23 protein-coding genes are annotated in these 24,843 nt (G+C 36.4%); 7 read left to right on the forward strand and 16 right to left on the reverse strand.

The window, feature by feature from the left end; all coding sequences use genetic code 11:
- Positions 1–830: 830 nt before the first annotated feature.
- From SLH51_RS17250 to SLH51_RS17270, 5 genes are all read right to left on the reverse strand, one after another.
- A complete protein-coding gene (locus SLH51_RS17250) occupies positions 831–2,186 on the reverse strand; it encodes a recombinase family protein (RefSeq protein WP_335962663.1) in 1,356 nt (451 codons plus the stop codon).
- Between the two features lie 572 nt (positions 2,187–2,758).
- Positions 2,759–2,902, reverse strand: a complete 144-nt coding sequence (locus SLH51_RS17255; RefSeq protein WP_335962664.1) for a hypothetical protein — start codon at positions 2,900–2,902, stop codon at positions 2,759–2,761.
- Between the two features lie 242 nt (positions 2,903–3,144).
- A complete protein-coding gene (locus SLH51_RS24505) occupies positions 3,145–3,837 on the reverse strand; it encodes a DMT family transporter (protein ID WP_390184039.1) in 693 nt (230 codons plus the stop codon).
- A 1,189-nt stretch (positions 3,838–5,026) separates the two neighbouring features.
- On the reverse strand, positions 5,027–5,491 hold the full coding sequence (locus SLH51_RS17265; RefSeq protein WP_335962666.1) for a divergent PAP2 family protein: 465 nt from the start codon (positions 5,489–5,491) through the stop codon (positions 5,027–5,029).
- Between the two features lie 73 nt (positions 5,492–5,564).
- Positions 5,565–6,464, reverse strand: coding sequence for a DUF4349 domain-containing protein (locus SLH51_RS17270; RefSeq protein WP_335962667.1), 900 nt, complete (start codon positions 6,462–6,464; stop codon positions 5,565–5,567).
- A gap of 165 nt (positions 6,465–6,629) precedes the next feature.
- Between SLH51_RS17270 and SLH51_RS17275 the strand changes: the two genes are divergently transcribed.
- A complete protein-coding gene (locus tag SLH51_RS17275; RefSeq protein ID WP_335962668.1) occupies positions 6,630–8,168 on the forward strand; it encodes a hypothetical protein in 1,539 nt (512 codons plus the stop codon).
- Between the two features lie 68 nt (positions 8,169–8,236).
- Here the strand turns inward: SLH51_RS17275 and SLH51_RS17280 are convergent, their stop codons facing one another.
- The gene (locus SLH51_RS17280) at positions 8,237–8,572 is read right to left on the reverse strand and encodes an SCP2 sterol-binding domain-containing protein (protein WP_335962669.1); all 336 of its coding nucleotides are present in this window, start codon (positions 8,570–8,572) and stop codon (positions 8,237–8,239) included.
- 130 nt (positions 8,573–8,702) lie between these two features.
- Here SLH51_RS17280 and SLH51_RS17285 point away from each other — a divergent pair, with 130 nt between their 5' ends.
- A complete protein-coding gene (locus SLH51_RS17285) occupies positions 8,703–8,834 on the forward strand; it encodes a hypothetical protein (RefSeq protein WP_335962670.1) in 132 nt (43 codons plus the stop codon).
- Positions 8,835–8,890: 56 nt separating this feature from the next.
- Here SLH51_RS17285 and ytxJ read toward each other — a convergent pair whose 3' ends face one another.
- The 3 genes from ytxJ to recQ form a co-directional block, all read right to left on the reverse strand.
- Complete coding sequence (ytxJ, locus tag SLH51_RS17290; protein ID WP_335962671.1) at positions 8,891–9,229, reverse strand: bacillithiol system redox-active protein YtxJ; 339 nt, start codon at positions 9,227–9,229, stop codon at positions 8,891–8,893.
- 87 nt (positions 9,230–9,316) lie between these two features.
- Positions 9,317–10,159, reverse strand: a complete 843-nt coding sequence (locus SLH51_RS17295; protein ID WP_335962672.1) for a DegV family protein — start codon at positions 10,157–10,159, stop codon at positions 9,317–9,319.
- A 137-nt stretch (positions 10,160–10,296) separates the two neighbouring features.
- Positions 10,297–12,420 carry a DNA helicase RecQ gene (gene recQ / locus SLH51_RS17300; protein ID WP_335962673.1) on the reverse strand — a complete coding sequence of 708 codons (2,124 nt, stop codon included), beginning with the start codon at positions 12,418–12,420 and terminating at the stop codon, positions 10,297–10,299.
- Between the two features lie 289 nt (positions 12,421–12,709).
- On the opposite strand from recQ, the gene SLH51_RS17305 reads away from it, so the two are divergent.
- Together SLH51_RS17305 and SLH51_RS17310 are read left to right on the forward strand one after the other, a co-directional pair.
- A complete protein-coding gene (locus SLH51_RS17305) occupies positions 12,710–14,302 on the forward strand; it encodes an ABC-F family ATP-binding cassette domain-containing protein (protein ID WP_335962674.1) in 1,593 nt (530 codons plus the stop codon).
- A 120-nt stretch (positions 14,303–14,422) separates the two neighbouring features.
- Positions 14,423–15,337, forward strand: a complete 915-nt coding sequence (locus SLH51_RS17310) for a DMT family transporter (protein ID WP_335962675.1) — start codon at positions 14,423–14,425, stop codon at positions 15,335–15,337.
- A gap of 3 nt (positions 15,338–15,340) precedes the next feature.
- Here SLH51_RS17310 and SLH51_RS17315 read toward each other — a convergent pair whose 3' ends face one another.
- The 4 genes from SLH51_RS17315 to SLH51_RS17330 form a co-directional block, all read right to left on the reverse strand.
- The gene (locus SLH51_RS17315; RefSeq protein ID WP_335962676.1) at positions 15,341–15,943 is read right to left on the reverse strand and encodes a DedA family protein; all 603 of its coding nucleotides are present in this window, start codon (positions 15,941–15,943) and stop codon (positions 15,341–15,343) included.
- A gap of 58 nt (positions 15,944–16,001) precedes the next feature.
- On the reverse strand, positions 16,002–16,202 hold the full coding sequence (locus SLH51_RS17320) for a DUF6501 family protein (protein WP_335962677.1): 201 nt from the start codon (positions 16,200–16,202) through the stop codon (positions 16,002–16,004).
- Between the two features lie 166 nt (positions 16,203–16,368).
- On the reverse strand, positions 16,369–17,619 hold the full coding sequence (odhB, locus tag SLH51_RS17325; protein ID WP_335962678.1) for a 2-oxoglutarate dehydrogenase complex dihydrolipoyllysine-residue succinyltransferase: 1,251 nt from the start codon (positions 17,617–17,619) through the stop codon (positions 16,369–16,371).
- Positions 17,620–17,634: 15 nt separating this feature from the next.
- Positions 17,635–20,475, reverse strand: a complete 2,841-nt coding sequence (locus SLH51_RS17330; protein ID WP_335962679.1) for a 2-oxoglutarate dehydrogenase E1 component — start codon at positions 20,473–20,475, stop codon at positions 17,635–17,637.
- Between the two features lie 304 nt (positions 20,476–20,779).
- Here SLH51_RS17330 and SLH51_RS17335 point away from each other — a divergent pair, with 304 nt between their 5' ends.
- Positions 20,780–21,385, forward strand: coding sequence for a hypothetical protein (locus SLH51_RS17335; RefSeq protein WP_335962680.1), 606 nt, complete (start codon positions 20,780–20,782; stop codon positions 21,383–21,385).
- On the opposite strand, the gene SLH51_RS17340 is transcribed toward SLH51_RS17335, so the two are convergent.
- The 3 genes from SLH51_RS17340 to SLH51_RS17350 all read right to left on the reverse strand — a co-directional run bounded on the left by SLH51_RS17340 (position 21,378) and on the right by SLH51_RS17350 (position 23,515).
- Positions 21,378–21,650, reverse strand: coding sequence for a hypothetical protein (locus SLH51_RS17340; protein ID WP_335962681.1), 273 nt, complete (start codon positions 21,648–21,650; stop codon positions 21,378–21,380). The genes SLH51_RS17335 and SLH51_RS17340 overlap by 8 nt on opposite strands.
- A 23-nt stretch (positions 21,651–21,673) precedes the next feature.
- Positions 21,674–22,291, reverse strand: a complete 618-nt coding sequence (locus tag SLH51_RS17345; protein ID WP_335962687.1) for a nitroreductase family protein — start codon at positions 22,289–22,291, stop codon at positions 21,674–21,676.
- Between the two features lie 102 nt (positions 22,292–22,393).
- Positions 22,394–23,515: a cysteine desulfurase family protein gene (locus tag SLH51_RS17350; RefSeq protein ID WP_335962682.1), complete on the reverse strand. Its 1,122-nt coding sequence runs from the start codon at positions 23,513–23,515 to the stop codon at positions 22,394–22,396.
- 163 nt (positions 23,516–23,678) lie between these two features.
- On the opposite strand from SLH51_RS17350, the gene SLH51_RS17355 reads away from it, so the two are divergent.
- Both SLH51_RS17355 and SLH51_RS17360 read left to right on the forward strand, forming a co-directional pair.
- The gene (locus SLH51_RS17355; protein ID WP_335962684.1) at positions 23,679–23,915 is read left to right on the forward strand and encodes a hypothetical protein; all 237 of its coding nucleotides are present in this window, start codon (positions 23,679–23,681) and stop codon (positions 23,913–23,915) included.
- Positions 23,916–24,040: 125 nt separating this feature from the next.
- A complete protein-coding gene (locus SLH51_RS17360) occupies positions 24,041–24,559 on the forward strand; it encodes an MntP/YtaF family protein (protein ID WP_335962685.1) in 519 nt (172 codons plus the stop codon).
- The last annotated feature ends 284 nt before the right edge of the window (positions 24,560–24,843 follow it).

Here is a 24,843-nt window from a genome sequence, read left to right on the forward strand (position 1 = left end):
GTTTCTGTGCAAGATTTGTCCCTATATATATCTTTAGTATTTAGGGACAAATCTTGCACTGTTTTTTTACTTCATATTCGATATATTTTTACTAACAGTTTTGAAGATTTTAAGTGTTATTTTTTTATTTTAATCTGATTAAACGTCGTTATAAGTACGGACATCTTCCTTGTTAAGAAAACACAAAAAAGGAGTGGAAAATCTACACGCACCTACCTCGTTAGAAAGCACACTTTACCCAGTCCAAAAAAGGCATAATTAGCCTATCCTTGTTAGTACATCACAGGTATACAGAATAAGTGTGCCTCCTAATGAGGCGGTTGCATGTAAATTTCCACTCCTTTATAGTTTATTTGCTTTATGATAAATTTTAATTTTGAATAGTAACACATATCATTATAATACTATTAACATTGTAATACAATAGATTATTCTATGTTTATTTTCCCCAAAACACATTTTGAATTTTTTTGAGGAAGTCTAGCACCCTCGATGCCAAAATACTTTATGCCTAGAATATCTGACTACAGGCTAATCATATGATAAATACACGTTTCGAAATTCACTTTAGAAATACTTATTGTTGAGGTACTTTGATTGAATAAAAAGCTGTAAATATACGTCTCGTATCGGGATTTTTCATCGTGTTGGTGTGGATTGAGGTACTCCTTACTATCAACCTTTCATTTAGAGGTAGATCTTGAACCTCCAAAATTTTGCAATCATATAGCAACTGAAATAATCTATTATCTTGATTTGTATTCCTTTTAAATTTCACTTTAATCCCTCATAAACAAGACCTAAGAACTTTCATCACCATAAATAAGACTTCATTTTTCCAGATTTCTCTGGTTGCTTTTATTTTTCATAAATTGAACCATATTTCTAGTTCTAAGAATTGTATCATCCCTATTTTTATCAAGTTGCTTTTGAACCTTCTCAAAGACATCTGGACTTATGATGTTTACAAGTTTATCTTCAACTAGTACATCTCCTCTATATGATTCGTTTCGTAAAATATCACATATACCTTTGCTTGAGAATAAATTTCCTCTAAATGTCCGACAATCGTTGTTGTTTAAGAACCTTTTAACATTGTTTATAGTATTAAGTTCTAGGTATTTTTCAAATATCAATTTAATTATATCTGCTTGTTCATTTGTAAGGACAATATACTTAGTATGAAGTTCTACTTGATTCAAATAGCTTAAAAAACCTTCAAACCTTTTGCGTTTCCTCCCCAAAAATACCTCAGCACCCGAATACATGTAATCTAATACCTGCTTAAGTTGTTGCTTACCACCAAATCTAAGTTCAAACGCATTACCATGTGGTCTTATCTTGACATGATCACCGAGTGGTAAATAATGGATAATCCCCTTTAATACACTTATAGTTCCAACAAATGTTATGACATAAATTGTGTCACTAGGTGTATTACGCAGTCCTTTTTTCATTGGACTAAGACAACCATCGCCATCAAAATAACCTCTAATAAAATGACTCATTAGCTCATCTGGAATAATTTTACTTGATGGAAATTCAAGTGTTAATGATTTACGTTCTTTTACACCTATTTCAACTAACCGTTCACATAGTCTTGGACTACTGTAAAATTGAATGGTTGAGCTTAGGAATTCCTTTCCGCTACCATCCGTTGTTACTCTGTCATACACTTTATGGTCGGATTCTACACAAGTTTGGAATTTTTTCAAATGTGAGCTGTCACTAGCTTTTAAACTCAACTGAAAAACATAGTTACCATAATTTCTAGTCACACATCCATCTGCATATATAAACCCCAACCAGTATGCCTTATCAGGCGTATTAATAACGTTAAAGTAATTTTCATTACAACTGTATTTAGCTCTTACCCCACCCTTTCGAAAGCATACATTCATTTCTTTGAACCTAATTGTTACAACTTTTGAAGATAAGCCATACTCGTCAGCGATTTGGCTAATCGTTTTTCCATAAAGTTCATAATCTAATTTCATTTTTTTTAGTAAATTTTGGGAGACTTCTAGTCTTTTTCCTTTTGGTCTTACACCCATTTTATGAAGTTTATTGTATATAACTTTAACTGAGCATCCAAAGGATCTTGCAATATTTGTTACACTTTCACCCGATATATAATCTACCTTAATTTTATTTAGATCGTCTTCAGTAAAATCAATCCTTTTCAATATACTACCTCCAATATAAATATAGTAAAATGAACCACCCCTATTCACTTTACTATATTTATATTATATTGTAAATTATTATTTTGAATACTCTGAATACTTAATACAGTAAGACACTTATACAGTAATATACTAGTTAACAATATCCCCCTAGAAAATATCTGTTTTCTCGTAATGATTTTAACTTTTGTAGAATAGTAAAAACAAACAGATTACCTTCTAATTTTTGGTAACCTTCCCCTTACTTATAATAAAGCTACGATTCTAGAAAGTCACTCTATAATGTAGGAATGAAAGTTAATGCCGAATACTCGCTTCTATTCGACTTCAATTCTTATCAAGGCTCAACATTAAAAACTAGCTTTAAAATCCTGCTTTTCCTTAATTAACTTGTTCTCCGAAAAGAGACTTACATGAAAAATTAAAAATAATTACATTGTTAGGAAACCTTCACAACACAAGGTGTTTTTTTAATTTCGGGTCACATAGCGGTCACACACAGGTCACAACAAGGTCATACTACGAACCGTTTTTTAATATTATTAAAGATTAACTTTACAACCCTAGATTTTTTATAATTTATCTAAACAAAGCATATCCCCCCTTGCTACAGCAGCACTTATGCCAAAGATCAAAACGTCCAATACATCAAAGGCGACCTCGCCAAACGGGACTTCGACCATCTTGACAGACTCATCCATTTTTATGAGAAACATGATTTTGATGTTCGTGTTGATTATGAAAATCGTTGTAGTTCAATTATTTGCCAGCCCCGTTGGTAATATGGGGCTTTTTTATTTTTCCAAAAATCAGGGTAGCGGTCATAATATTGGTCATAACTCAAACAGATTAAAAGTTGCTATCTATACCAACAACTCCAACAAATTGTAAGGAGACTTTTTGTAAATAAATTATTACAGCTACAATGCTTGCTTTTAGTGCTTCTGTCGATTCCCTATTATTTAGATTGCATTGGAATTCTGGTAGTCTCTTTCTCTTCTTTCTTTACAGCTACTGGTCTACTATTTTGAGATCCTAAGATCACCCCAGAACCAATGAAGAGAAAACCTATAATTTGTAACAACAAGATGGGCTCATCCAATACCAACACTGAAGTAATGGCTGCAACGAGCGGAATTCCGTTCATAAAAATGGCACATTGACCGGGCCCGAGGATACTGATCCCTCGGTTCCATAGCATATTCCCTACCCCTGTTGGAAATACACCGACATAGAGCAACATTAACCAGAGCAATACACTAGAGGGCAGCTCACTCCAACCTTCCATCGTTTGTTCCCAAAACACCAAGGGTAAGTAACAGATTGAAGAAATTGAATAGGCGTACAAACTGATAATTGCCGGAGGAAACTTAATGTCAGTTGCTTTTTTAATAAATATGAAGCTTATACTAAAGGTTAGTAAGGCCCCGACGATATACAAATCGCCCATGTTAAAGGATAAATTAATTAAGTTGGTGATTGACCCTTTCAATACAACCAGCGATACACCAAAGAAGCCGAGACTAATACCAAGCATTTGCTTCCAGTGTAGGGGAACACGAAAGACCAAATACGCGATGAAGGCAGTAGCTAAAGGTGTTAATCCCATGATTAGTGAGGCATTAGTCGCTAACGTATATTTTAGCCCCACTTACTCTCAAGCAATATTTTTGTAATGACGAAATTACTTCCCCACATTAAAATTACGAGTAACAATATCCATTTTATTCGTGTGTGATTCAAGTTGTCATCTTCCTTCAAATTAGTTTAGAAATCTTGACCAGGTACTCAAGAAACGCAATAATTAATTGCAGTAAGAACACCTATCAAAGTTGGAAGCAGAAATAGATGCTCTCGCTAAAAAAATTGCAGACTAGAGATTATCTAGTTTCCCATGGTATTGTTAGAAAATAGTTATGGTATACGTGATGCTCTTAATAGGAAAACGAGCGAAGAAATAATTCTCTTAATATAAAAATATAAGGTTAAGAGATTTTCCTATTCACAATCTAAGGAAGAGTATTTAGGTAGTTCATTATAACATGAATGATTATTCGTTTTGATTATTGAGAAGGTTTGAAAAGGAATTTTAGCGATCCATACAATATATATACATGAATAAAAATAACATTTATTGTAAATCATTTAATTAACATGGTTTTCGACATCCAAGCACATCCACAAATAAAGCCATGTAAGCCCTCTTATTATCATTTGAGGGCTTTTCTTTTTCATGCGTTATGTGCACAAACATTTTCTATATATTGAAACTTAAAAAGGTGATCATTATAAATAATCGATATTAAGCGAATAATAAAACAGATCATTCAGTATATGCAACATACTACGAATAGCAAGCCTATAATGGAAGAGTTAAGGCAAAGGACTGGAAGAGATAGAAAGAGTTTACTTGAGGTTCTTAGAAGACTTAAGATAATTCAAATAAAGCAATTTATATTCAACATCAGTTAACTTGCGGTTAAGCTTTAATTCAAAATGTTTAACAATTTCTTCAAAAGTTGCTCCCATAGAAAACACTCCTATTTTTCATAGTTACATTATGATTAGAATCAATAGGGTGTGTGGATTATCTTACATGAGCAATACGTACATCTTTACTTTCTAAATCAGCACCAAACGTTGGGCTAGACAGTGTCTTCTTGCAAGTAAATATCATACTTATCACGAATTTCTAAGAACCATTCAGTTTCGGAATTACGCCTACGTCTCCCATTATCAAATCCTATAATTAGCTACTAAATAAGCGAAAAAAAAAGCACCCACTTAATAAATGGATGCTACTTATTAAAACGACCGATCTAATGAAAGGTTTCACTCCCCTATTTTCCTGTTAATGCATATCCCATTGAACCTGTTAACAGTCCTAATAGTGCCCCTCCTAGAACCTCTTCAGGCATATGCCCTAAACGCTCTCGTAATTTTATGGAATGATCTGCCCTTTGATTGGTCTGTTCTTTGTGTAATCCAGAAAGGCGCTGTAATTCTTCATCCATTTCATTAACTTTAATCGTTAATTCACCTGTTTGCCTGCGGATGCCTTGCGCATCATACATAACGATTAATCCAAACACAGTTGATAAAGCAAAATCAACAGAGCAAATTCCTTTTTCAAGAGCAACATAAGTTGCTAATGCCGTCACGCCAGCTGAGTGCGAACTAGGCATTCCTCCTGTTTCAAAAAGAATGTCTGATCTCCACTCACCTGTTTGAGCTTTATTTATCGGTATTTTTAATGTTTGTGCAACTCCTATAGTCATTAGTGCCGTTAACATAGGACGGTTCATCGTCTTCACCTCATTTTTATTGTTTCAAATGTGGTCATAAGTATGCACTATGTTGACCTCACTAAAGACTAATTTACCTTTCTTCCTTATTCTTTTTGCCATTTCTTTTTATATAGATAGTCAGTCCGATTAGAATAACGATTGGCAATCCAATGGGGCTTAATCCAATTAAAAAGACTATAATAGCGGAAGCCGCAGTAATTAGAACATTAATCGTGTCAATAAATAACTTTTTTGAGCGCTCCCACGTATTTAGATCATCTCCCTGTAATGTTGATCCTATAATTGCATTTTCTTGAATTGTAATGGTAACTGTTGAAAAATCTACTTGATTTTCAAAATATTGCTTCCTTCCTGTCATCTGTTCAATTTCTTCTTGAACTTTAGCTAAGTCATTTGAAATTTTCAACAGGTTTTCAGTATTGTCTGCATTGTCCATAAATGATAGTAAGCGTTCTTCGACAACACGTTTAGCCTTTAATCTTGATTCGAGGTCTACAAATTCTTCGGTGACATCACTACCGTGTGTATGCTGTTCCAATATTTTCACATCACTGTTGCCGAAATGATCAAAAAAAGGCTGAAAGTCTTGTTTTGGAATGCGAAGGACAATGGAACCAAATAGATGTCCCTTTGCATCCTCATTATAATGTGACTCTACAACATACCCGCCCAGTTCCATTATTTTTGCGTGGATTTCATCTTTTGCTTTAACATAATCTTTCACTTCAATCGTGATATAGCCTTGATAAATAACCATTCTTTCTTCAACGCTTTCACCTCTAAATGGCAGTGGCTCTAGAATTTCACTTTCTACATCTGCACGTTCAATAGATGCATTTTCCTCTGTTTTCGCCATGTCTCGTTGCTCGTACACTGCCTGATCCATTTGTATAGCTTCTTGTTCTTGACTACTACACGCGAGTAATAGAAATAATAAAAACAACGTTGAAAGTATTACTTTCATATTCATCAAAGCTCACCTCATTTTTACTCCATGAGACGAAACAAACGACAGATACGTTTCAAATATTTAATTTACTATTCTGTTTAATTGTTGTATAGGCTTACAAAAGTTTACTCTTTAAACGTTATAAGGTAAGCTTTATAAGCAAAAATTAAATAAGGAGTCACGTTAATGGAAATTATTGATCAAATTACTCATTTACAAGTTTTAAATCAGTTTTGGATTTTGCTGTTTTTCCTTGTTCCTATGGTTCTAATCTCAAGAACAGTAGTTGCTGGGACACGATTTTCTCCAATTCTGATTATCGTTATTTTCGGGCTTTTGCTAGGCTTTCTTTTGGTATCAGTTGGAATTGCAACTCCAGGCTTAGTAGAGTTTCCATTTGTAGACTTAATGGCTCGGACTACCATTATTGCTTTAACGGTTTCATTCTTTGTTGGTGGACAGGAGTTACGAAAGATCCTCGGGAACAAAAAAATGGAAGTTGACGACATTGTTGTTCCTTCAGATGAGGAAACAATTTTAGGAACGACTCGAACTCAATTATTCTTCATTATCCGTTCATTTTTCTTACTCCTCGGTATTGAAGGATTTACTAGAATGATCCTACAAGGTCAAGAAGCATCTGGTCTTGCTATTTACAACCCACTAATTGCTTACATTGGCCTTATTATTGCTGTAATCCTTATCGATAATAAAGCAGCTGTGAAAAACAAACATTCTTACATGCGAAAAGGATTACTAGAAATTGCTTTGATTATAGTTGTATTGCTTTTATCATATTATATTGCACAAGCATTTACATCAATCATTGCCTTACCACAAATCTTTTTTGCAATGATGATTTCAGCTGCACTTGGTGCAATATTCCATAATTGGACATTTGGACCTACCGTACGAGCTCTGCTCTTTGCAGGAATTCCCGTTGTCTTGGCAGCTAACTTCCTTGTTGGTGGATCGCGAATTGGAGATGCCTTTGCAATTCAAGGAATGAACTCCGTACTCGCATACGGATTTTTCGGACAACTGTTTTGGATGTTTGGTGGCATCGCCTTAGTCATGTTAATTGCAAAAACTGCTAACACTAGAAACTTAGCACCAGGAATGGCAGGGTCCTTGTCACACTCAGGCTTAACTGGAGCTTGTACGGCTGGGGACTTTGGAAAAGTCGCTGCACAACGTGCACCGATTATGATTAATATCCCATTCTTTGGACATGTCTTTGTTTTTTCTATTTTAGCTATTAGTGCAGATCGAGGATCTCTATGGATTGGCCCTTCAGCTGTCATTGTGGCCATTGGGATCGGTTTAACAATCCTTGCTTTGTTGAACCTACGTAAAGCAAATGGTGATGATCGTAAAGAAGTAAAAGCTCTTATGCAATTTTCGTTTGGTTGGCAAATTTGTGCTGTATTCGGAGGCCTTGCGCTATTAGGTGTTAGCACCATGACGTTTGAATATACAGCAATGGCACAAACTTCAGCTATTTCTCACTTTGGCTTATTCGCTGCCATACAAGGAGAAATGTTTGGTTCAGAAGCAGCATTACTGATTCCGTTTATTTTCTCGATGCCATTTTTAGTGCATCCACTCGTATTTTATATGTTTGGAAAAGCAATGGAACGCAACGGAGAAATGCCAGTTAAACCAGTTTATACTTTTGCCATAATCGGTGTCATCGGTGTTGCTTACGCTCTTTTCCTTGCATAACGCACCTTTATAAAAATACTATAAAAGGGAGGGACTAATCGTTGTGATTAAGTCCCCCCCTTTTTGATTTATACAAGCTCTTGGTATGTTCGAACTAATTCTTGAAGTTTTAAAGCCAGACCAATTTTCCCCTCCACTTTCAGTTGTCCTGTCATAAACGCCATTGTTGCATTCAGGTCATCGGCAAGTAGTTTTTCAAGATGATGCTCTGATAACTTTAGAATAACGTCAGCTTCTTTTTGAATTCCCTCCAAAAAGAAAGCTCTTCCTTCTTTTAGCTCAATCTGAATGGTCGCTGCATCAGTTAAATCAAATTGAAAAACTCGATCTTTTTCATCCTCAATCAGGTCTGGATAACGATTTGCTTTGTCGACAATCGTTTTTAGCTCATCTATTGGGCTCATCTACTTGCCTCCTCCTTATTCCCTTCTTTTTACCTTATTCACGTTTTATGTAAGCGATTCCTTTTTTATTATGACGAATAAAATCGAATTAATTTGAAATAGTAACTAAATGCAAGGAGGATGTCTATGTATGGAAACAATGAGAGTACTTCAATATGTGTGTTCCTTTCTCGGAACAAGCTGCTTAATTTTCACCTATATCCAAATGGCAAAAAATGATCGCAAAAAAGATAAAATTGCAAAAGGAGCAGACACCGACTAACTACTTTAAAGTCGATGACTGCCCCTCTTTAAATGATAACTTTTAGATCTTGTGTTTTAGTCGTTTAATGCTTTTTCAAGATTCTTCTTTGTTATTGACCAGTGTGAATCAGACCATAGAACTTTCTGCTCACTTATTAGCAAACATTGTGGTGATTCATGTTTTATTCCTGTTTCCTCAGCAATCATATTCGATACAGGACGCTGTTCAATTACTTTTACAAGTGCATAAGTCGCCTCATTAGATGCAGACTCTTGAAATGCTATGAACTCCTTATGTGCTTCTGCACTTATCGGACAAGTCGTGCTATGTTTTAATAAAAGGACAGGTTTATCACTAGTCGACAAAAAAAGTTTTTTCCAATCTTCATTTGTTTGTAATTCAATGATACTCATTCTAAATCATTCCCTTCATTTAGTAAACATTTTTCAGATTTAGTTTAAACCATTTTGATTGGTAATGGGATTTTAATAAGTACATACTTATTCTGTATAATACATTAGCGCAATTGCACCAGGACCTGTATGTGTACTAATAATGGGAGACGTTTCAGAAATTGTCACAGGAATATTCTTCACTTGCTGTAATGCATCGCGTAACTTGTTAGCAAGAGCATCCGCTTCAATCTGAGCTATTCCAATTGCTTTTACTTTCAATCCTGATGTTTCTTCAATAAATTGCTTTTTAAAATACTCAATCATTTGCATATGCGTTCGAACCTTTGAAACAGGTGTATAAACCCCATCAGCAAGAGAAGCCACTGGTTTAATCTTCAATAATGAGCCCATCAACGCTTTCCCACGTCCAATTCTGCCACCTTTGGCAAGGTATTCTAATGTATCAACCATTAAGTATAAAGAGGTATGTTTGCGAACTTGCTCAAGGCGAAGTACAATGTCTTCGGGACTCGACCCGCTTTTTGCCATTTTCGCCGCTTCGATAATTTGGAAGCCTAAAGCATGAGAAATAAACTGGGAATTGATGACCGTTATGTTCTCCCCGATCATATCAGCTGCTGTTCTAGCTGAATTTACCGTACCACTCATTCCTTCTGTCAGATGAATAGAAATGATATGTGTCGTATCAGGTTCGTCCAACAAGCGGCGATACGTTTCCTCGAAGTATCCAACAGATGGTTGTGAACTTTTCGGCAGCTCTACTGATGAAGTTAGTAAATTCACAAATTCTTTTTTTGTAATATCTACACCATCTAAGTATGTTTTACCTTCTACTGAAATAGATAATGGCACGACTGCAATTCCGTACTCCTTTACTAGCTCTTCAGATAAATCACTTGTTGAATCCGTTACTATTTTTATTGTCATAGCTACATTCCCCTTTTATGACTTCATCAAAAAATAAACTTCTCATGCAACTAACTATTATAAACTTATCCAAGAAATGGTTTATTTTCATCATTTTCCATCATAACACAGAAAGTTGAACCATGAGAATCAAAAGCCTACTTTCCTAGGGTAAAGCGAATATCATGGTAGGTGATGTGCTCAGGAAGCAGTTCTTTAATAGGTTTCAGCCTTTCTGTTCCTACTTCTTCCGCAGCTTGAATGATTAGTTTTTGTTTATCATCCTCAACATATTGTTTAAGATTTAACTCTACCCCTTCTTGTTCTGCGCGAAGGAGGTGTTTAACGATTGTTTGATCTGTAAGTCCAAGCGCTTCTACTAGTTCTGCTATCGTCTCGCCATTTTTAAATCTCTTGGCCGTTTCCAAATACTGTCCTTTTTTAGAAGGAGCACTTCGTTTGGAAATTGCCTCTGGCATTGCCATTTCACGCTCGGCTGGTTTACGGTTTTCAAATTGTTTAAGCACTTCTAAAAAGACTTCTCCATACTTTTCTCTTTTTTGTTCGCCTACTCCAGAAATAGAAGAAAACTCTTCGGATGTTACAGGAATATAACGACTCATTTCTTTTAATGTCTTATCAGAAAAAATCATATACGGTGGCAAATTATTTTCAGTTGATAACTGCTTACGTAATTTGCGTAATACTTCAAACACATCATCTTGTTCTTCAGGTTGTACTGGCGCCAATGATTCTGTTATTTGAACACGTACCTCTCCTTTTAATACTTGCACTGCTTTTTCAGTTAATTGAATCGTTGGATAAGAAGTTCCCGTTGGTGTTATATATTCTTCAGCCATTAATATATCAATGAGTTCAGCTACATCCTTTTGCGTCCAATCGCTCATTAAACCGTAGGTCGTTACACTTGTTAAATTTAATTGTTTTAACTTTTGATTCGTTGAACCGACTAAAATTTGAGCGATAATTGTTTTTCCAAAGCGCTCTCTAACCCTTTTTACACATGAGAAAACCATCTGAGCTTCTTTCGTACGATCAACCTTTTCCCCTGTTTGAACACAGTTTGAACACTTTCCACAAGTCTTAGAAGTATCTTCACCAAAATAGTGCAAAATATATTGTTGCAAGCATCGTTCTGTATGACAAAATGCAGTCATTTGTTGTAATTTCTTGTATTCCATTTCTTGCCTATCATTCGTGCGATCGGACTGCTCGATTAAAAATGTTTGGGTTCTGACATCTTGTGGACTAAATAATAGTACACATTCACTATCTTCTCCATCACGACCAGCTCTCCCCGCTTCTTGATAATATGCTTCAATTGTTCTTGGTAAATTATAATGAAGGACAAACCGAACATTCGACTTGTCTATTCCCATCCCGAACGCATTTGTTGCGACAATGATTTTTGCTTCATCATGAATGAACGCTTCTTGTCCTTTTGATCGCTCCTGTTCATTCATACCTCCATGATAAGGGGTTACATCAAATCCCACAGAGGACAATTCATGATAAATTTGTTCGACTTCTTTTCTCGTTGATGCATAAATAATTCCTGATTCATTCTTTCTAGATGCTAGAAATGAGGCCATAAACTTTTTCTTATTGACGCCTTTTTTCACTTGAAATGTTAAATTACTTCTCTCAAAACCTGTTGAGATGACATTTTGTTCTTCAATTTGTAGAAACTGCTGCAAATCTTGACATACTTGTGTAGTAGCAGTTGCTGTTAATGCAAGTACGGTTACTTGTTGTGGGATCTCTTCAAGCCATGACGAGATCGATAAATAACTCGGTCTAAAATCATGTCCCCATTGAGACATACAATGTGCCTCATCTATAGCAACGAGTGATAAAGTGATATGTTTCAGTAATTGCTGAAATGACGGATGATTTAATCGCTCTGGAGCGACATAAACAAGTTTGTAATACCCCTCTTTAATTCGAGAGTGCCTTATACTTTCTTCATCCGAACGTAACGTACTATTCAGATAGGTGGCCGGAATATTTAGTTCATTTAACGCATCGACTTGGTCTTTCATTAATGAAATTAATGGAGATATAACTAATGTAACTCCTGGCAATAGTAAAGCTGGTATCTGATAACAGAGAGATTTCCCTCCACCAGTTGGCATGATTCCAATTGTATCAATTCCGTCTAACACTTTTTCGATAATGGCTTGCTGCCCTTTTCTAAAGCAATCATATCCATAGATTGCTTTTAATTTCTCTTCAGCTGCATGCAGTTTCGTTTTTTCCATCACTTGTTCTCCTTTGCTAATTTCTTATACTTCAATATGTAGGTGTAATAAATAAGAATTTAAACGTGTAATTTCCCAACCAATTTTCCCCATAATTTTAGTTACTAAATTGTTTTCTCTTAAGTAACGTTCACATAATTTACTTACAAATATCGTAACATGATCATCTTAGACGGTCGAGTACTCATTAATTTCATGATTTATGAAAAAAAACGTTAGAATACTAGCCCCGTGTCTACAATGAATGGTATAATTCATTCGATTATGGACATTGGAGGCACATATATATATGATTACTGTTACAAATGTTGGATTACAGTACGGAGACCGAAAATTATTTGATGAAGTGAATATTAAGTTTACTCCTGGAAACTGTTATGGTCTCATCGGAGCAAACGGCGCCGGAAAATCTACGTTCTTAAAAATTTTATCAGGTGAAATTGAACCACAACAAGGTGACGTTCATATGAAACCTGGGCAAAGACTTGCTGTTTTAAAGCAAAATCATTTTGAATATGAAGAAGAAGAAGTAATGACAACGGTTATTATGGGACACGCTCGCCTTTTTCAAGTAATGCAAGAAAAGGATGCTATTTATATGAAGGAAGAATTTTCTGATGAAGATGGCATTAAAGCAGCAGAACTTGAAGGTGAATTTGCAGAAATGAACGGTTGGGAAGCTGAGTCTGAAGCAGCAATTTTATTAAAAGGTCTTGGAATCTCAGAAGACTTACACACGAAAAAAATGGCTGACTTATCAGGGGCAGAAAAAGTAAAAGTATTACTTGCTCAAGCTCTATTCGGCGAACCTGATGTGCTTCTTCTTGATGAGCCTACTAACCACTTAGATATTAAAGCAATTGAATGGCTTGAAGAATTCTTAATCAATTTTGAGAATACAGTTATTGTTGTATCACATGACCGTCACTTCCTTAACAAAGTTTGTACAAATATTGCCGACTTAGACTTTGGGAAAATTCAAATCTATGTTGGGAACTATGATTTCTGGTATGAATCAAGCCAACTAGCTCAAAGAATGGCACAAGATCAAAACAAGAAAAAGGAAGAAAAAATCAAAGAATTACAAGGCTTTATCGCACGATTTAGTGCGAATGCATCAAAATCTAAGCAAGCAACATCTCGTAAAAAGCTACTCGATAAAATTGAGCTTGATGATATTAAACCATCTTCTCGTAAATACCCGTATGTTCATTTCTCGCCTGAGCGTGAGATTGGGAATGACGTATTACGTGTGGAAGGCATAACGAAAACAATTGACGGTGAAACGGTATTAAATAACGTCAGCTTTGCAATGAACAAAGAAGATAAAATTACACTTGTTGGGGATAATGAAATAGCAAAAACGACACTTTTCAAAATCCTATCAGGTGAAATGGAACCTGATAGAGGTACTTACAAATGGGGAATTACAACTTCACAAGCCTACTTTCCTAAAGATAACTCTGAATTCTTTGAGGGATGTGATTTAAACTTAGTTGATTGGTTGCGTCAATATTCTCCTCAAGATGATAGCGATACGTTCTTACGTGGATTCCTTGGTCGTATGCTCTTTTCTGGTGATGAAGTTAAGAAAAAAGCTAACGTCCTTTCAGGTGGAGAAAAAGTTCGCTGTATGTTATCAAAAATGATGTTAAGTGGAGCAAATGTACTTCTACTTGACGAACCAACGAACCATCTTGATTTAGAATCTATTACAGCAGTGAATAACGGATTAATCAACTACAAAGGTGCTATGATCTTTACTTCTCATGATCATCAGTTCAACGAAACCATTGCCAATCGCGTAATCGAACTTACGAATGATGGGGTTATAGATAAACAGATGACGTATAATGAGTACTTACAAACGACAAAGAAATAACTGATCGATAGGATGGCTCAATTTTGAGTCGTCCTTTTCTAATGCCTTTGATTTCTACTGTTAAAAGTTGGGGATGACATGGTATAGTAAAAAGACTGTTACGTAAGGAGGCTCAAGAAAATGAGTGTTAAATTCGCTTACCTACTAGCGATAGTAGGCGCTGCATTTTGGGGGTTAATTGGATTATTTGTTCAAAATTTATACCAGTTAGGCTTTACAGCTTGGGATGTTGTCGCAATCAGAGCCATTTTTTCTGCTGCTTTGTTACTAGTGTATGTGGTTGTGTGGAAACGAAGTATGCTTCGGATTCAACTAAAACATATTCCGCTGTTCATCGGTTCAGGTATCATCAGTATTGTTTTCTTCAATTGGTGCGTGTTTACAGTAATTGATCAAGCAAACCTTTCATTAGCAGTTGTCCTGTTATATACTGGTCCATTATTTGTTACTCTTTTGTCAAGGGTTTTCTTTAAAGAACTACTAACATTTCGAAAAGGAATGGCTATCATCGTCACCTTAACAGGATGTGCTTTTGTAGTTGGCCTTTTGCCATCTGTTCAGACGGTTATAACTACATCCACGCTCCTAATCGGAATTGGATCAGGGTTCTTCTACGCCCTTTATAGTATTTTTGCTAAAGTGAGCAGTAAACACTACGGATCAATTACAATCACCACCTATTCATTTATTTGCGCTAGTGTCTTTATGCTTGCTTCTAGTCAGATAGCGCATAAAACACCATTATTTCTTAATTGGACAGTTATGTTAAATAGTGTTGGCTTAGCATTAATTCCAACCATTTTTGCTTATTTATTGTATACAAAAGGCTTAAGCTATATCGAATCAAGTCGCGCGTCTATTCTATCCACGATTGAGCCTGTTGTTGCAATTGGTGTTGGCTTTATCTTCTTTCATGATATTCTTACAATATGGCAATGGTTAGGCGTATGTCTTGTAATTTCTTCAATTCTACTCGCTGCTGAAACGACAATGGATCAGGATAAAAAAGAAACAACTCCAGCGCAGGCTTCTTAAACATTAAAGCATTCGACGTTGACGTTGTTTCCTTCGCTTGACAATTTGAAATACGATTACAACTACAAAAATAGCAACTAATGAATAGATTAATTGTTGAACAAATGTTGACCAGTCACTAATTGAGTTACCATAATAAAAACCAATAAAGAAGTAAAGTGATAGCCAAATAAAGGCAGAGCTAAATCCCATAAGCGCAAATAATCGATACGTAATACCAGACATTCCAATACTAAAAGGAACAGCGTGACGCACAAACGGAAAAAAATAACTAAAGCTTGCTGCTTTAAGTCCATATTGATCTAATAGTTCTTTACCTTTCACAGCCCGAGAATACCAGATTGATTGATTATCTTTCTTGATATTTGTATTCTGATAAACTACATTACCAATTACATATAATAGTGTTCCATGTAAAAGAATACTACTATATATAACTAAAAATGTCGGCAAAGGATCAAGCATCTTCGTTGTAGCAAGAACCCCTCCGCTCATCAACAAAATTTCATTAGGAACAGGAAAGAAAAACAGCCCAATTGCCATTATAAAAAATAAGGCAATGTAACCATACTGCTTGATAAAGTCTATAAAAATTAGTGTATCCACCTTGTCACCTCCTTCGTTTTAGGTCGTTAGCGAAAAAGAAAGGCAGCACACTGCTGCCTTATCCTTTGAAGTATTCTTTATAATAACCGCCAATTTTACCAGTATTGTCTATAACAAAATAAAATTCGTCAGTTTCATTTTTTAACTCATAGCTTTTCCCTGCTGTTAATACACGATTAACCATGTATTTCTTAGCATCTGTATGAACGCACTCAATTGTGCGGATCGTTTTACTTTCAGTCCAAGTTTGATGAATCAATTCATTCCAACTCACTTTCTAGTTTATGTATTATACCATTATACTGGGAATAGCTATAATTGCCAACTCAAATATTCAACTGTTACATAATTTTAACAAAAGCAAGAAGAGCTTGCTTGAAAAAAAGAGGCTGACAATTGTGTCAGCCTCTTTTAGTTAATTAAAATTACCCTTCAAGTAAAAGTGTTTCTGGATCTTCTAACAGGTTCTTCACTGTTACTAAGAAACCTACAGCTTCTTTCCCGTCAACAATACGGTGATCATATGAAAGGGCAATGTACATCATTGGACGATTTTCAAAACGCTCTTGATCAATCGCAACCGGACGCCATTGAATCTTATGCATTCCTAATATCCCTACTTGTGGTGCATTTAAGATTGGGGTTGACATAAGTGATCCAAATACTCCACCATTTGTAATTGTAAATGTCCCACCTTGAAGATCAGAAATGGATAATTTATTATCGCGAGCTTTTTTCCCTAGTTCACCTATTCCGCGTTCAATTCCAGCAAAGCTTAATCGATCAGCATCACGTAATACAGGAACAACTAATCCTTCTTCCGTTGACACAGCACAACCGATATCATAGTACTTCTTAATTAAGAGCTCATCACCTTGAATTTCTGCATTTAGCAATGGGAACTGTTTTAATGCACTCACAACTGCTTTTGTGAAGAATGACATAAATCCAAGCTTCACACCATTTTTATCAACAAATGCATCTTTCCGACGACTACGCACATCCATGACTGCTGTCATATCAACCTCGTTAAAAGTTGTTAGCATAGCTGCTGTTTGTTGTGATTCAACAAGACGCTTCGCAATTGTCTGACGGCGACGAGACATCTTTACACGTTCTACTGGCTTAGTAGGATCATCTGAGGCAATAGGTGCTGCCGGTGCTTTCTTTGGAGCAGGTGCTTGTGCTGCTGTTTTTGCTTCTGCTGGAGTACCATGAGATTCTACATCTTGCTTACGAACACGTCCTAGTGGATCTGCTGAGTGCACCGCACTTAAATCAATTCCTCTTTCTCTTGCTAATTTGCGTGCTGCTGGTGAAGCTAATGGGCGGCTAGCGCTGCTTGTCGCTACACTTGCTTCCTCAGTAGTTACTGCAGGAACCGTTTCTTTCTTTGGTTCTTCTGTTGGAGCTTCTGCTGGAGTACTCGCACTTGCACTGCCACCTTCATCGATCACTGCAATCACTTCACCAACTTCAACTGTATCTCCAGGCTCTCTTTTAAATTCCTTAATAACACCCGAGTGCTCTGCAACGATTTCCACATTTACTTTATCCGTTTCAAGTTCGGCGATGTATTCACCTTGATTCACATGCTCTCCTACTTCTTTTAACCATTGTGCAATGGTTCCTTCGGTAATAGATTCTGCTAGTTCTGGTACTTTAATTTCAATCACGGAAAAGGCCTCCTCTTATTGTTTACGTGTCAATGACTCAGTTACAATCCGTTCCTGCTCTTTTTTATGTGCGACTGGATCTCCTTCAGCTGGACTCGAACGATGAGTTCTACCGATATAGCTAAGTGATACTCCTTCAGGTGTAATTTCGCGAATTCTAGATTCAATATATGGCCATGCACCCATGTTTTTCGGCTCTTCTTGTACCCAAGTAATTTCTTTTAAGTTTGAGAAACGTGCAAACATTGCTCTGATCGGTTTTTTCGGGAAAGGATATAACTCTTCAACACGAGCAATGTGCAACCAATCCCAGTTTTGATCAGTCTTTTTCGAAACACGATCAGCTAAATCAATAGCTACTTTGCCACTACAAAGGACAATTCGTTCCACCTTGTCTGTCTTATTCCCTAGACCCTCTTGTTCAAACACAGGCTTGAATTCGCCTTCTGTAAATTCAACATGTGTAGATGCAACAACTTGGTTCCGTAATAAGCTTTTTGGTGTCATAATAATGAGCGGACGAACAGCATCCTTTTCAAGAATCTTCGCTTGTCTTCTCAAAATATGAAAATATTGTGCGGCAGATGTACAGTTTGCAATCGTCCAGTTGTTTTCTGCAGCAAGAACTAAGAAGCGTTCTACACGACCACTAGAATGTTCTGGTCCCTGTCCTTCATAGCCATGCGGCAGGAGAACAACAAGCCCTGATTTCTGACCCCATTTAGCACGTCCCGCTGAAACCCACTGATCAAATATTACTTGTGCACCATTGGCAAAATCACCAAACTGAGCTTCCCAAAGTACTAGCGTTTCTGGTGCCTGCACATTGTAACCATATTCGAATCCAACAACAGCTTGCTCTGAAAGCGGACTATTATAAACAGCAAATGAAGCGTTCGCTTTTTCAAAAGTTTGCAATGGAGTGTGGACTTCATCTGAATTTCGATCATGTAACACAAGGTGGCGATGAGCAAATGTTCCACGTTCAGAATCTTGACCAGTTAACCGTATTGGTGTTCCGTCATGTAAAATTGCCGCAAATGCTAATGTTTCTGCTAACGCCCAATCAATCTTTCCATCTTCATCAAATGATTGCAGACGGCGCTTTAAGATTTTTTCAAGCTTCGTATTTGCAGAAAAACTTTCTGGCCATTTTAACAACTCTTCATTAATTTCTTTTAATGTATCAAACGGTACACTCGTCTTCACCTTAGGTAATCCGTTTACAACATAATCAGGAGGAGACATTTCCTTCGAGTGATTTGACTTATTGGCAATCACATCATCATATTGTACTTGCAGGCTATCCTGAGTAGCTTTATCTAACTCTTCGCCATATGTTTGTTCAATAACGGAAGCCTCTTTCAACTTATTAGCGTAAATCGCACGAACTGTTGGATGCTTGCGAATTAAATTGTAAGTTGAAGGCTGTGTTACAGCTGGTTCATCCATCTCATTATGACCAAAGCGACGATAGCCAATTAAATCAATCAAGAAATCCTTTTTAAATCGTTTACGATATTGTACTGCGATGTGAATTGCGGCCAAGCACGCTTCAGGATCATCTGCATTTACATGGATAATTGGTATTTCAAACCCTTTTGCAGGATCACTGGCATATGTAGTTGAACGCGAATCATACGTTTCTGTTGTAAACCCAATATTATTGTTTGCAATAATATGAAGAGACCCACCAGTCTGATAACCTTTCAATCGGCTAAGGTTCAATGTTTCAGTTACAATTCCTTGACCTGGGAAAGCTGCATCACCATGAATCAAAACGGAATATGCTTTGGAAACTGTTTGCTCTGGGAACCCTTTTGACGTTCTAACTTCTTGAGCTGCTCTTGCATACCCTTCAACTATCGGACTTACAAACTCAAGATGACTCGGATTATTTGCTAATGATACTGTAGCTTCGGCAGTATTTTCTTCTTTAATTTGGCGGTCAGCACCTAAGTGATACTTTACGTCTCCAGTCCACCCATTAATACCTGAACCTTCTGAAGGGTCTAAGCCCTTGCTTGGTGCATGAAGGAATTCAGAGAAAATCATTTTATACGGCTTGCTAAGAGTATGAGCAAGAACATTCAAACGTCCACGGTGCGCCATACCAATTAACACATTTTGTGTACCTTCATGTACAACTTCACGAACTGCTTCATCAAGCATCGGAACAAGCATGTCGAGTCCTTCAATAGAGAACCGTTTTTGACCTACAAATGTACGATGGATAAACTTTTCAAAACCTTCAACTTGAGTTAAGCGGCTTAATAGGTTTAACTGTTGTTGTTTAGTTAAGTTTGGTAAATACATACCAGACTCAACCATCTTCATTAACCATTCACGCTCTTCCATATCGTGAACATGATTGAATTCAAACGTAATTGTTTTTGTATAAACATTCTTTAAGTGATTAATTGCATCTAACCCGTTTTTCACATGCGCGGGTGCATTCGGACAGATCATATCAACAGGTACTTGTTTCAGAAATTCTTCTGTTAGATCATACTGGTCCAGTTCCAATAAATGGTTATTCTTTTCATTTTTAAAAATAGGGTTAATATCTGAAACTAAATGTCCTTTTCGACGAATCATATCTGCTAATTTCACTGCATTAACAAACATCATAACCGTATTAGGCGAAGTAGCAGAAACACCAGAATCAGGAGTTGTTTGATTTTGACTTTGACTCTCTGAAGGAGGCGGACCCCAAATCTCAAATAATTCTCGTAAATCTTCTTCAACCGCTTCAGGATTTTTTGAATACTCTTCGTAAAGCTCAATTGCTACGCCAAGATTCGGACCATGAAACCCTTGCCATGGTTCTTCCACTTTGTGCCCCTTGCTTGACATACGATGATTACCTCCTAGTTTAACTTTCCGTTAAATCTATGAATTTTTAAAATTAATAACGCTTTCATGATCATTTTAACATGATTGTCACAATTATTAAAGATGATCTCAATGTATTCATAGATTTATTTCAAAATGTTTTAACTTGACTTTCACTCTTGCGATGTTACGTGTAGAATTAAAACAGAGAAATGTACTACACCTAAAAATTGTAATTCTTTTCTTTCAGAAAATCTAGTTATTTCTCAAGATAATAAGTTTATTTTCACCTAATTTTATACATGAGTAGAAAAGGAATGAAAACATGATTGAGTTCGACAATACTAACAAGCAAATCCTTTCACAAGCATGCTTAACCTGTAAAGATGAGTATTTTCAACCCCCAATAAATAATATGCCAAAAGTCGGTTGTTGTTCATACAGTCCAACCTTTTATCTTTATGAAATTGCCCAGATGTGTAGAAGAGATGAGCAATTCTTTTTCCAAAATATCCTTGCACATCCTACTGCTGAAATATCACCTTTTTCAATCAAAATTCACGCGAATACTCATCCTGCTTACTCTCAGGCGGTTGCTAATAATAAACAAACACTTTCTAAAATAGAAGAAGACGATTTACGTCTCTCCTATTCAACCTGCCAATTCTTCAAAAAAGAAGAAGGATGTACTTTACACCCTTCTTTCAAAAACTCAGTCTGTCGTTCATTTATTTGTTTATCAATTGAAAATTCTTTAACAGAAAAAAAGAAACAAACCCTCCTGAAATGGACGAAGCTGATTAAAAATGAAGAAATGACCTTTCAACGCGTACATGAACATGAGCTAAAACAGAAAGATCTCACCTTATTATCAAACCCCATTGAAGTTGTTCATTACTTCCAACAACTTCAAAATCTTTCTACTACGTAGCTTGTTCAAACCATTTAGTGATTTGTGCTTTTTCATTTTCAGTGAACTGAAACATCGGTGAATCGCATCCTTCTTCACGCAAGATAATCTGCAATATCGATCCTGATTCTCCCACAATTACAAGTGCTTCAGGATCTTGTAGTTCCGGAATATTCCCGTCAAATGTCACAACATAATGATTCCAATGTTGGACAGGGAAAGAATCCACTATTTTTAAATTTGTAAGCGTACATTCAGTATATTTTTCAAACGTTAAATCAATCATCTTATTACTCACTTTCTCTTTTTTTAAAATGAATTGTAAATCGCTACTTCTTTTAAAGGTTTTCGAGTTGTTGGATAAGCTTCTTTTGCTGCCTTGCCAACAGTTATCAACATAATGGGCGCAAATCGCTCAGGTACACGAAAATTCTCCACAAATGCTTTTTGATTAAATCCACCAATGGGACATGTATCATATCCCGCTGCTTTTGCTGCAAGCATAAATTGCATAGCCGCTAGCGAAGCGTTAAGGAACGCTGCGTCACGTGCAAACGAACCTTCTCTTTGGTAGGCACCATTAATTTGCCCAACAAGAGTCTCTTTCACTTCTTTAGACATGACTTTCGTATCAACTGCCTCTTGATAAACTCGATCTGCTTCTTTGTTTGCTTCTAAATCGCCTAGGACCGCAATGACATGAGAAGCCTCAACGATTTGCTTTTGATTATATGCAATTGGAAGTAGCTCCTCTTTTTTCTTTTCATCCTCAATGACAAGAAAACGCCAATGCTGTAAGTTCCAAGCTGAAGGAGCTGTTGTTGCTGCACGTATCAGTTCTTCTAGCTCTTCTTTTGAGATTTTCACATCTGATTGATATTGTTTTACGGAATGTCGTGCTTCCATTGTACGAAACAAAGTATTCATCTCTCGTTGATCTACTGTGTAAGACATGATGTCACTCTCCTTTTTTAAAGCCAATTCGTCACTCATCCTATAGGAGATGAGTTAACTTGTAAAATAATATGCTCATCTTAATCGATCCTTAAGTAAATGAACGGTTTCTTTTAACTCCGTTTTTGTCGTATAACGACCTAAGCTAAACCTTATCGTGCCTTTCCCATCCTCTGGACTTACACCCATCGCATGTAAAACAGGCGATAATGTGATCTCTCCGGAATGGCAAGCTGATCCTGTTGAAGCAGCAATTTCTGGTACCGCTTCTAAAATATCTTGCCCCACCCGATTTGCAAAACTAACATTTAATGTATTTGGCAAACAATCAGTAGGGTGTCCGTTAACTCGGATTTGCTTTGGAAATGCCTTTGTCAGCAATGACAGAAAATACTGCTTTAGCTCTTCTATACTTGTCCCATTTTCAAGAAACATTTTAGCACTTTCACAAGCCTCTCCTAGCCCGACTATTAATAGAACATTCTCAGTTCCTGCTCTCATTCCAAATTCATGTCCAGCTCCATGAATATATGGATCAAGTTTCACACCCTTGCGTATATAGAGTGCTCCGACTCCTTTAGGCGCATACAGTTTATGCCCCGCCAAAGAAAGAAAGTCAACCCACTGTTGACCCGCATTTAACGGAACCTTCCCAACCGATTGTGCAGCATCCGTATGAAAGAAGATACCGTGTTCATGAGCCAATTGTCCTATTTCTTGTATTGGTTGCATGGTCCCTACCTCATTATTTGCATGCATGACGGTAATAAGAATTGTATCAGGACGAATAGCCTTTTTAATTTGTTCCAAACTTACTTTTCCATATTGATCGACCCCAACATATGTAACTTCAGCACCATACTTTTTTAAATATCGGATTGGTTCGTGAACGGCTGGATGCTCAATTTTTGTTGTTATAATATGTTTGCCTTGCTTTTGATATTGCTCAAATACCTTTTTGATAACATGATTATTGGATTCACTTCCGCCACTTGTAAAAATAATTTCTTCTTTGGTAGCCCCTAGTAAGTTTGCTACTTGCTCTCTTGCCTTTTCAACTGCTTTTTTTGCTTCTTTTGCCGCAAAGTGTGTCGTTGAAGGGTTGCCATAATGATCACGTAAAAAAGGCAACATTGCCTCAATAACTTCAGGTGCTAGCGGAGTACTAGCGTTATAATCTAAATATATTTGTTTCATTTTTTTATTCCTCCACTTATTAAAATAATTGAGCGTGTTCAACAAAGGGAATACACATGCTTATATACTGTTGTTAAATAGAGTATCAGCTTGGCTGGTAATATGTATAACAAATCGTATTCGTTACATAATGAGAATAATACAGGATATAGGGGTGAGCGTTATGGAAATAAGTATTGAAAATACGGAGAGTCAGGTTCCTTGTTTTGTTACCATCGATCCAGAAAACGGGATATATGCGCTTCGAACATTTGATACAAGCGGGAGGTCATTTAACAGTGGTCATGAACTCCTTGCATGGGTGAAAAAGAATTGGGAGCCTATTCAATTTCAAAATCCTTCTCAATACTTAGAACTTCTACACGCAGTAAATGAAGAACTCGATGACACTTACGAATGAACAAGCCAGTTATTTCACATATGACGATTTGTCAAATTTGCCTTATATAAACTATTGAAAAGATTTCTTCTATCCAAGACAAGCTATGCATATACTTCTACATCGACGATTTGTGGGGTGAGTATATGCTTGCTTTTATTTTCCTTCTTCTTCTCTCCATGCTTGTAAGTATTGATGCATTTGGCATTGGTTTTTTATTCGGACTAAAGAAAATCCGAATACCGGTTGTCTTTATTGCGATGATCGCGCTGTTCTCAGCATTTGTTGTCTTTTTTTCAATGGGGGTTGGGCGCATTATAGGGGATTTAGTCCCAGCATCTAGTATCCAAACAAGTGCCGCGGTTCTTATGATAGCCATCGGAATTTATAATATGTTTTTTGATCTCCCTCTCTATCGTCGTTCCTACTTTGTTATGGTAGCATTATTAATGAATGTTGATAGTGTTGGCTATGGAATACAAGCCGGCTTGTCCGATCGGTCATTTTGGTTTGCCCCCATGGCTGGCGTAATTATTTTTATTGCTTTTATCATTGGCGTCATTTATGGCCATGAACTTAAAAGTCGTTTTATCATTAAATATATGACATTTATCCCAAGCATTATCTTTCTATTATTAGGTTTTAGTAAACTTCTTTTTAACTGATTGAGGAAGAGCTTTTCTCATTAATTATTAGGAAATTCAACGAACTGATGGAATTAAAGATTGGACGAAAGTAGCTTTAGGAAAGGACTTTGAAAAGGAAGTCAAATTTTATCGTACGTATAAAACTCATGGCATCCGCCACAGAAATTAAATGTAGATGTTAATTCAATTTCCTTAAAGCAACAAATAACTATATTATAATATTATCACTAGTGTTGCATAAATGTTGTTTGAATTTTCAGTTTAGTTATCTATCTTGTTTAGAGCCAAAAAGGTAAATACCC

The sequence above is a fragment of the Halalkalibacter kiskunsagensis genome (assembly GCF_037027555.1).
GTDB lineage: Bacteria > Bacillota > Bacilli > Bacillales > Bacillaceae_D > Halalkalibacter > Halalkalibacter kiskunsagensis.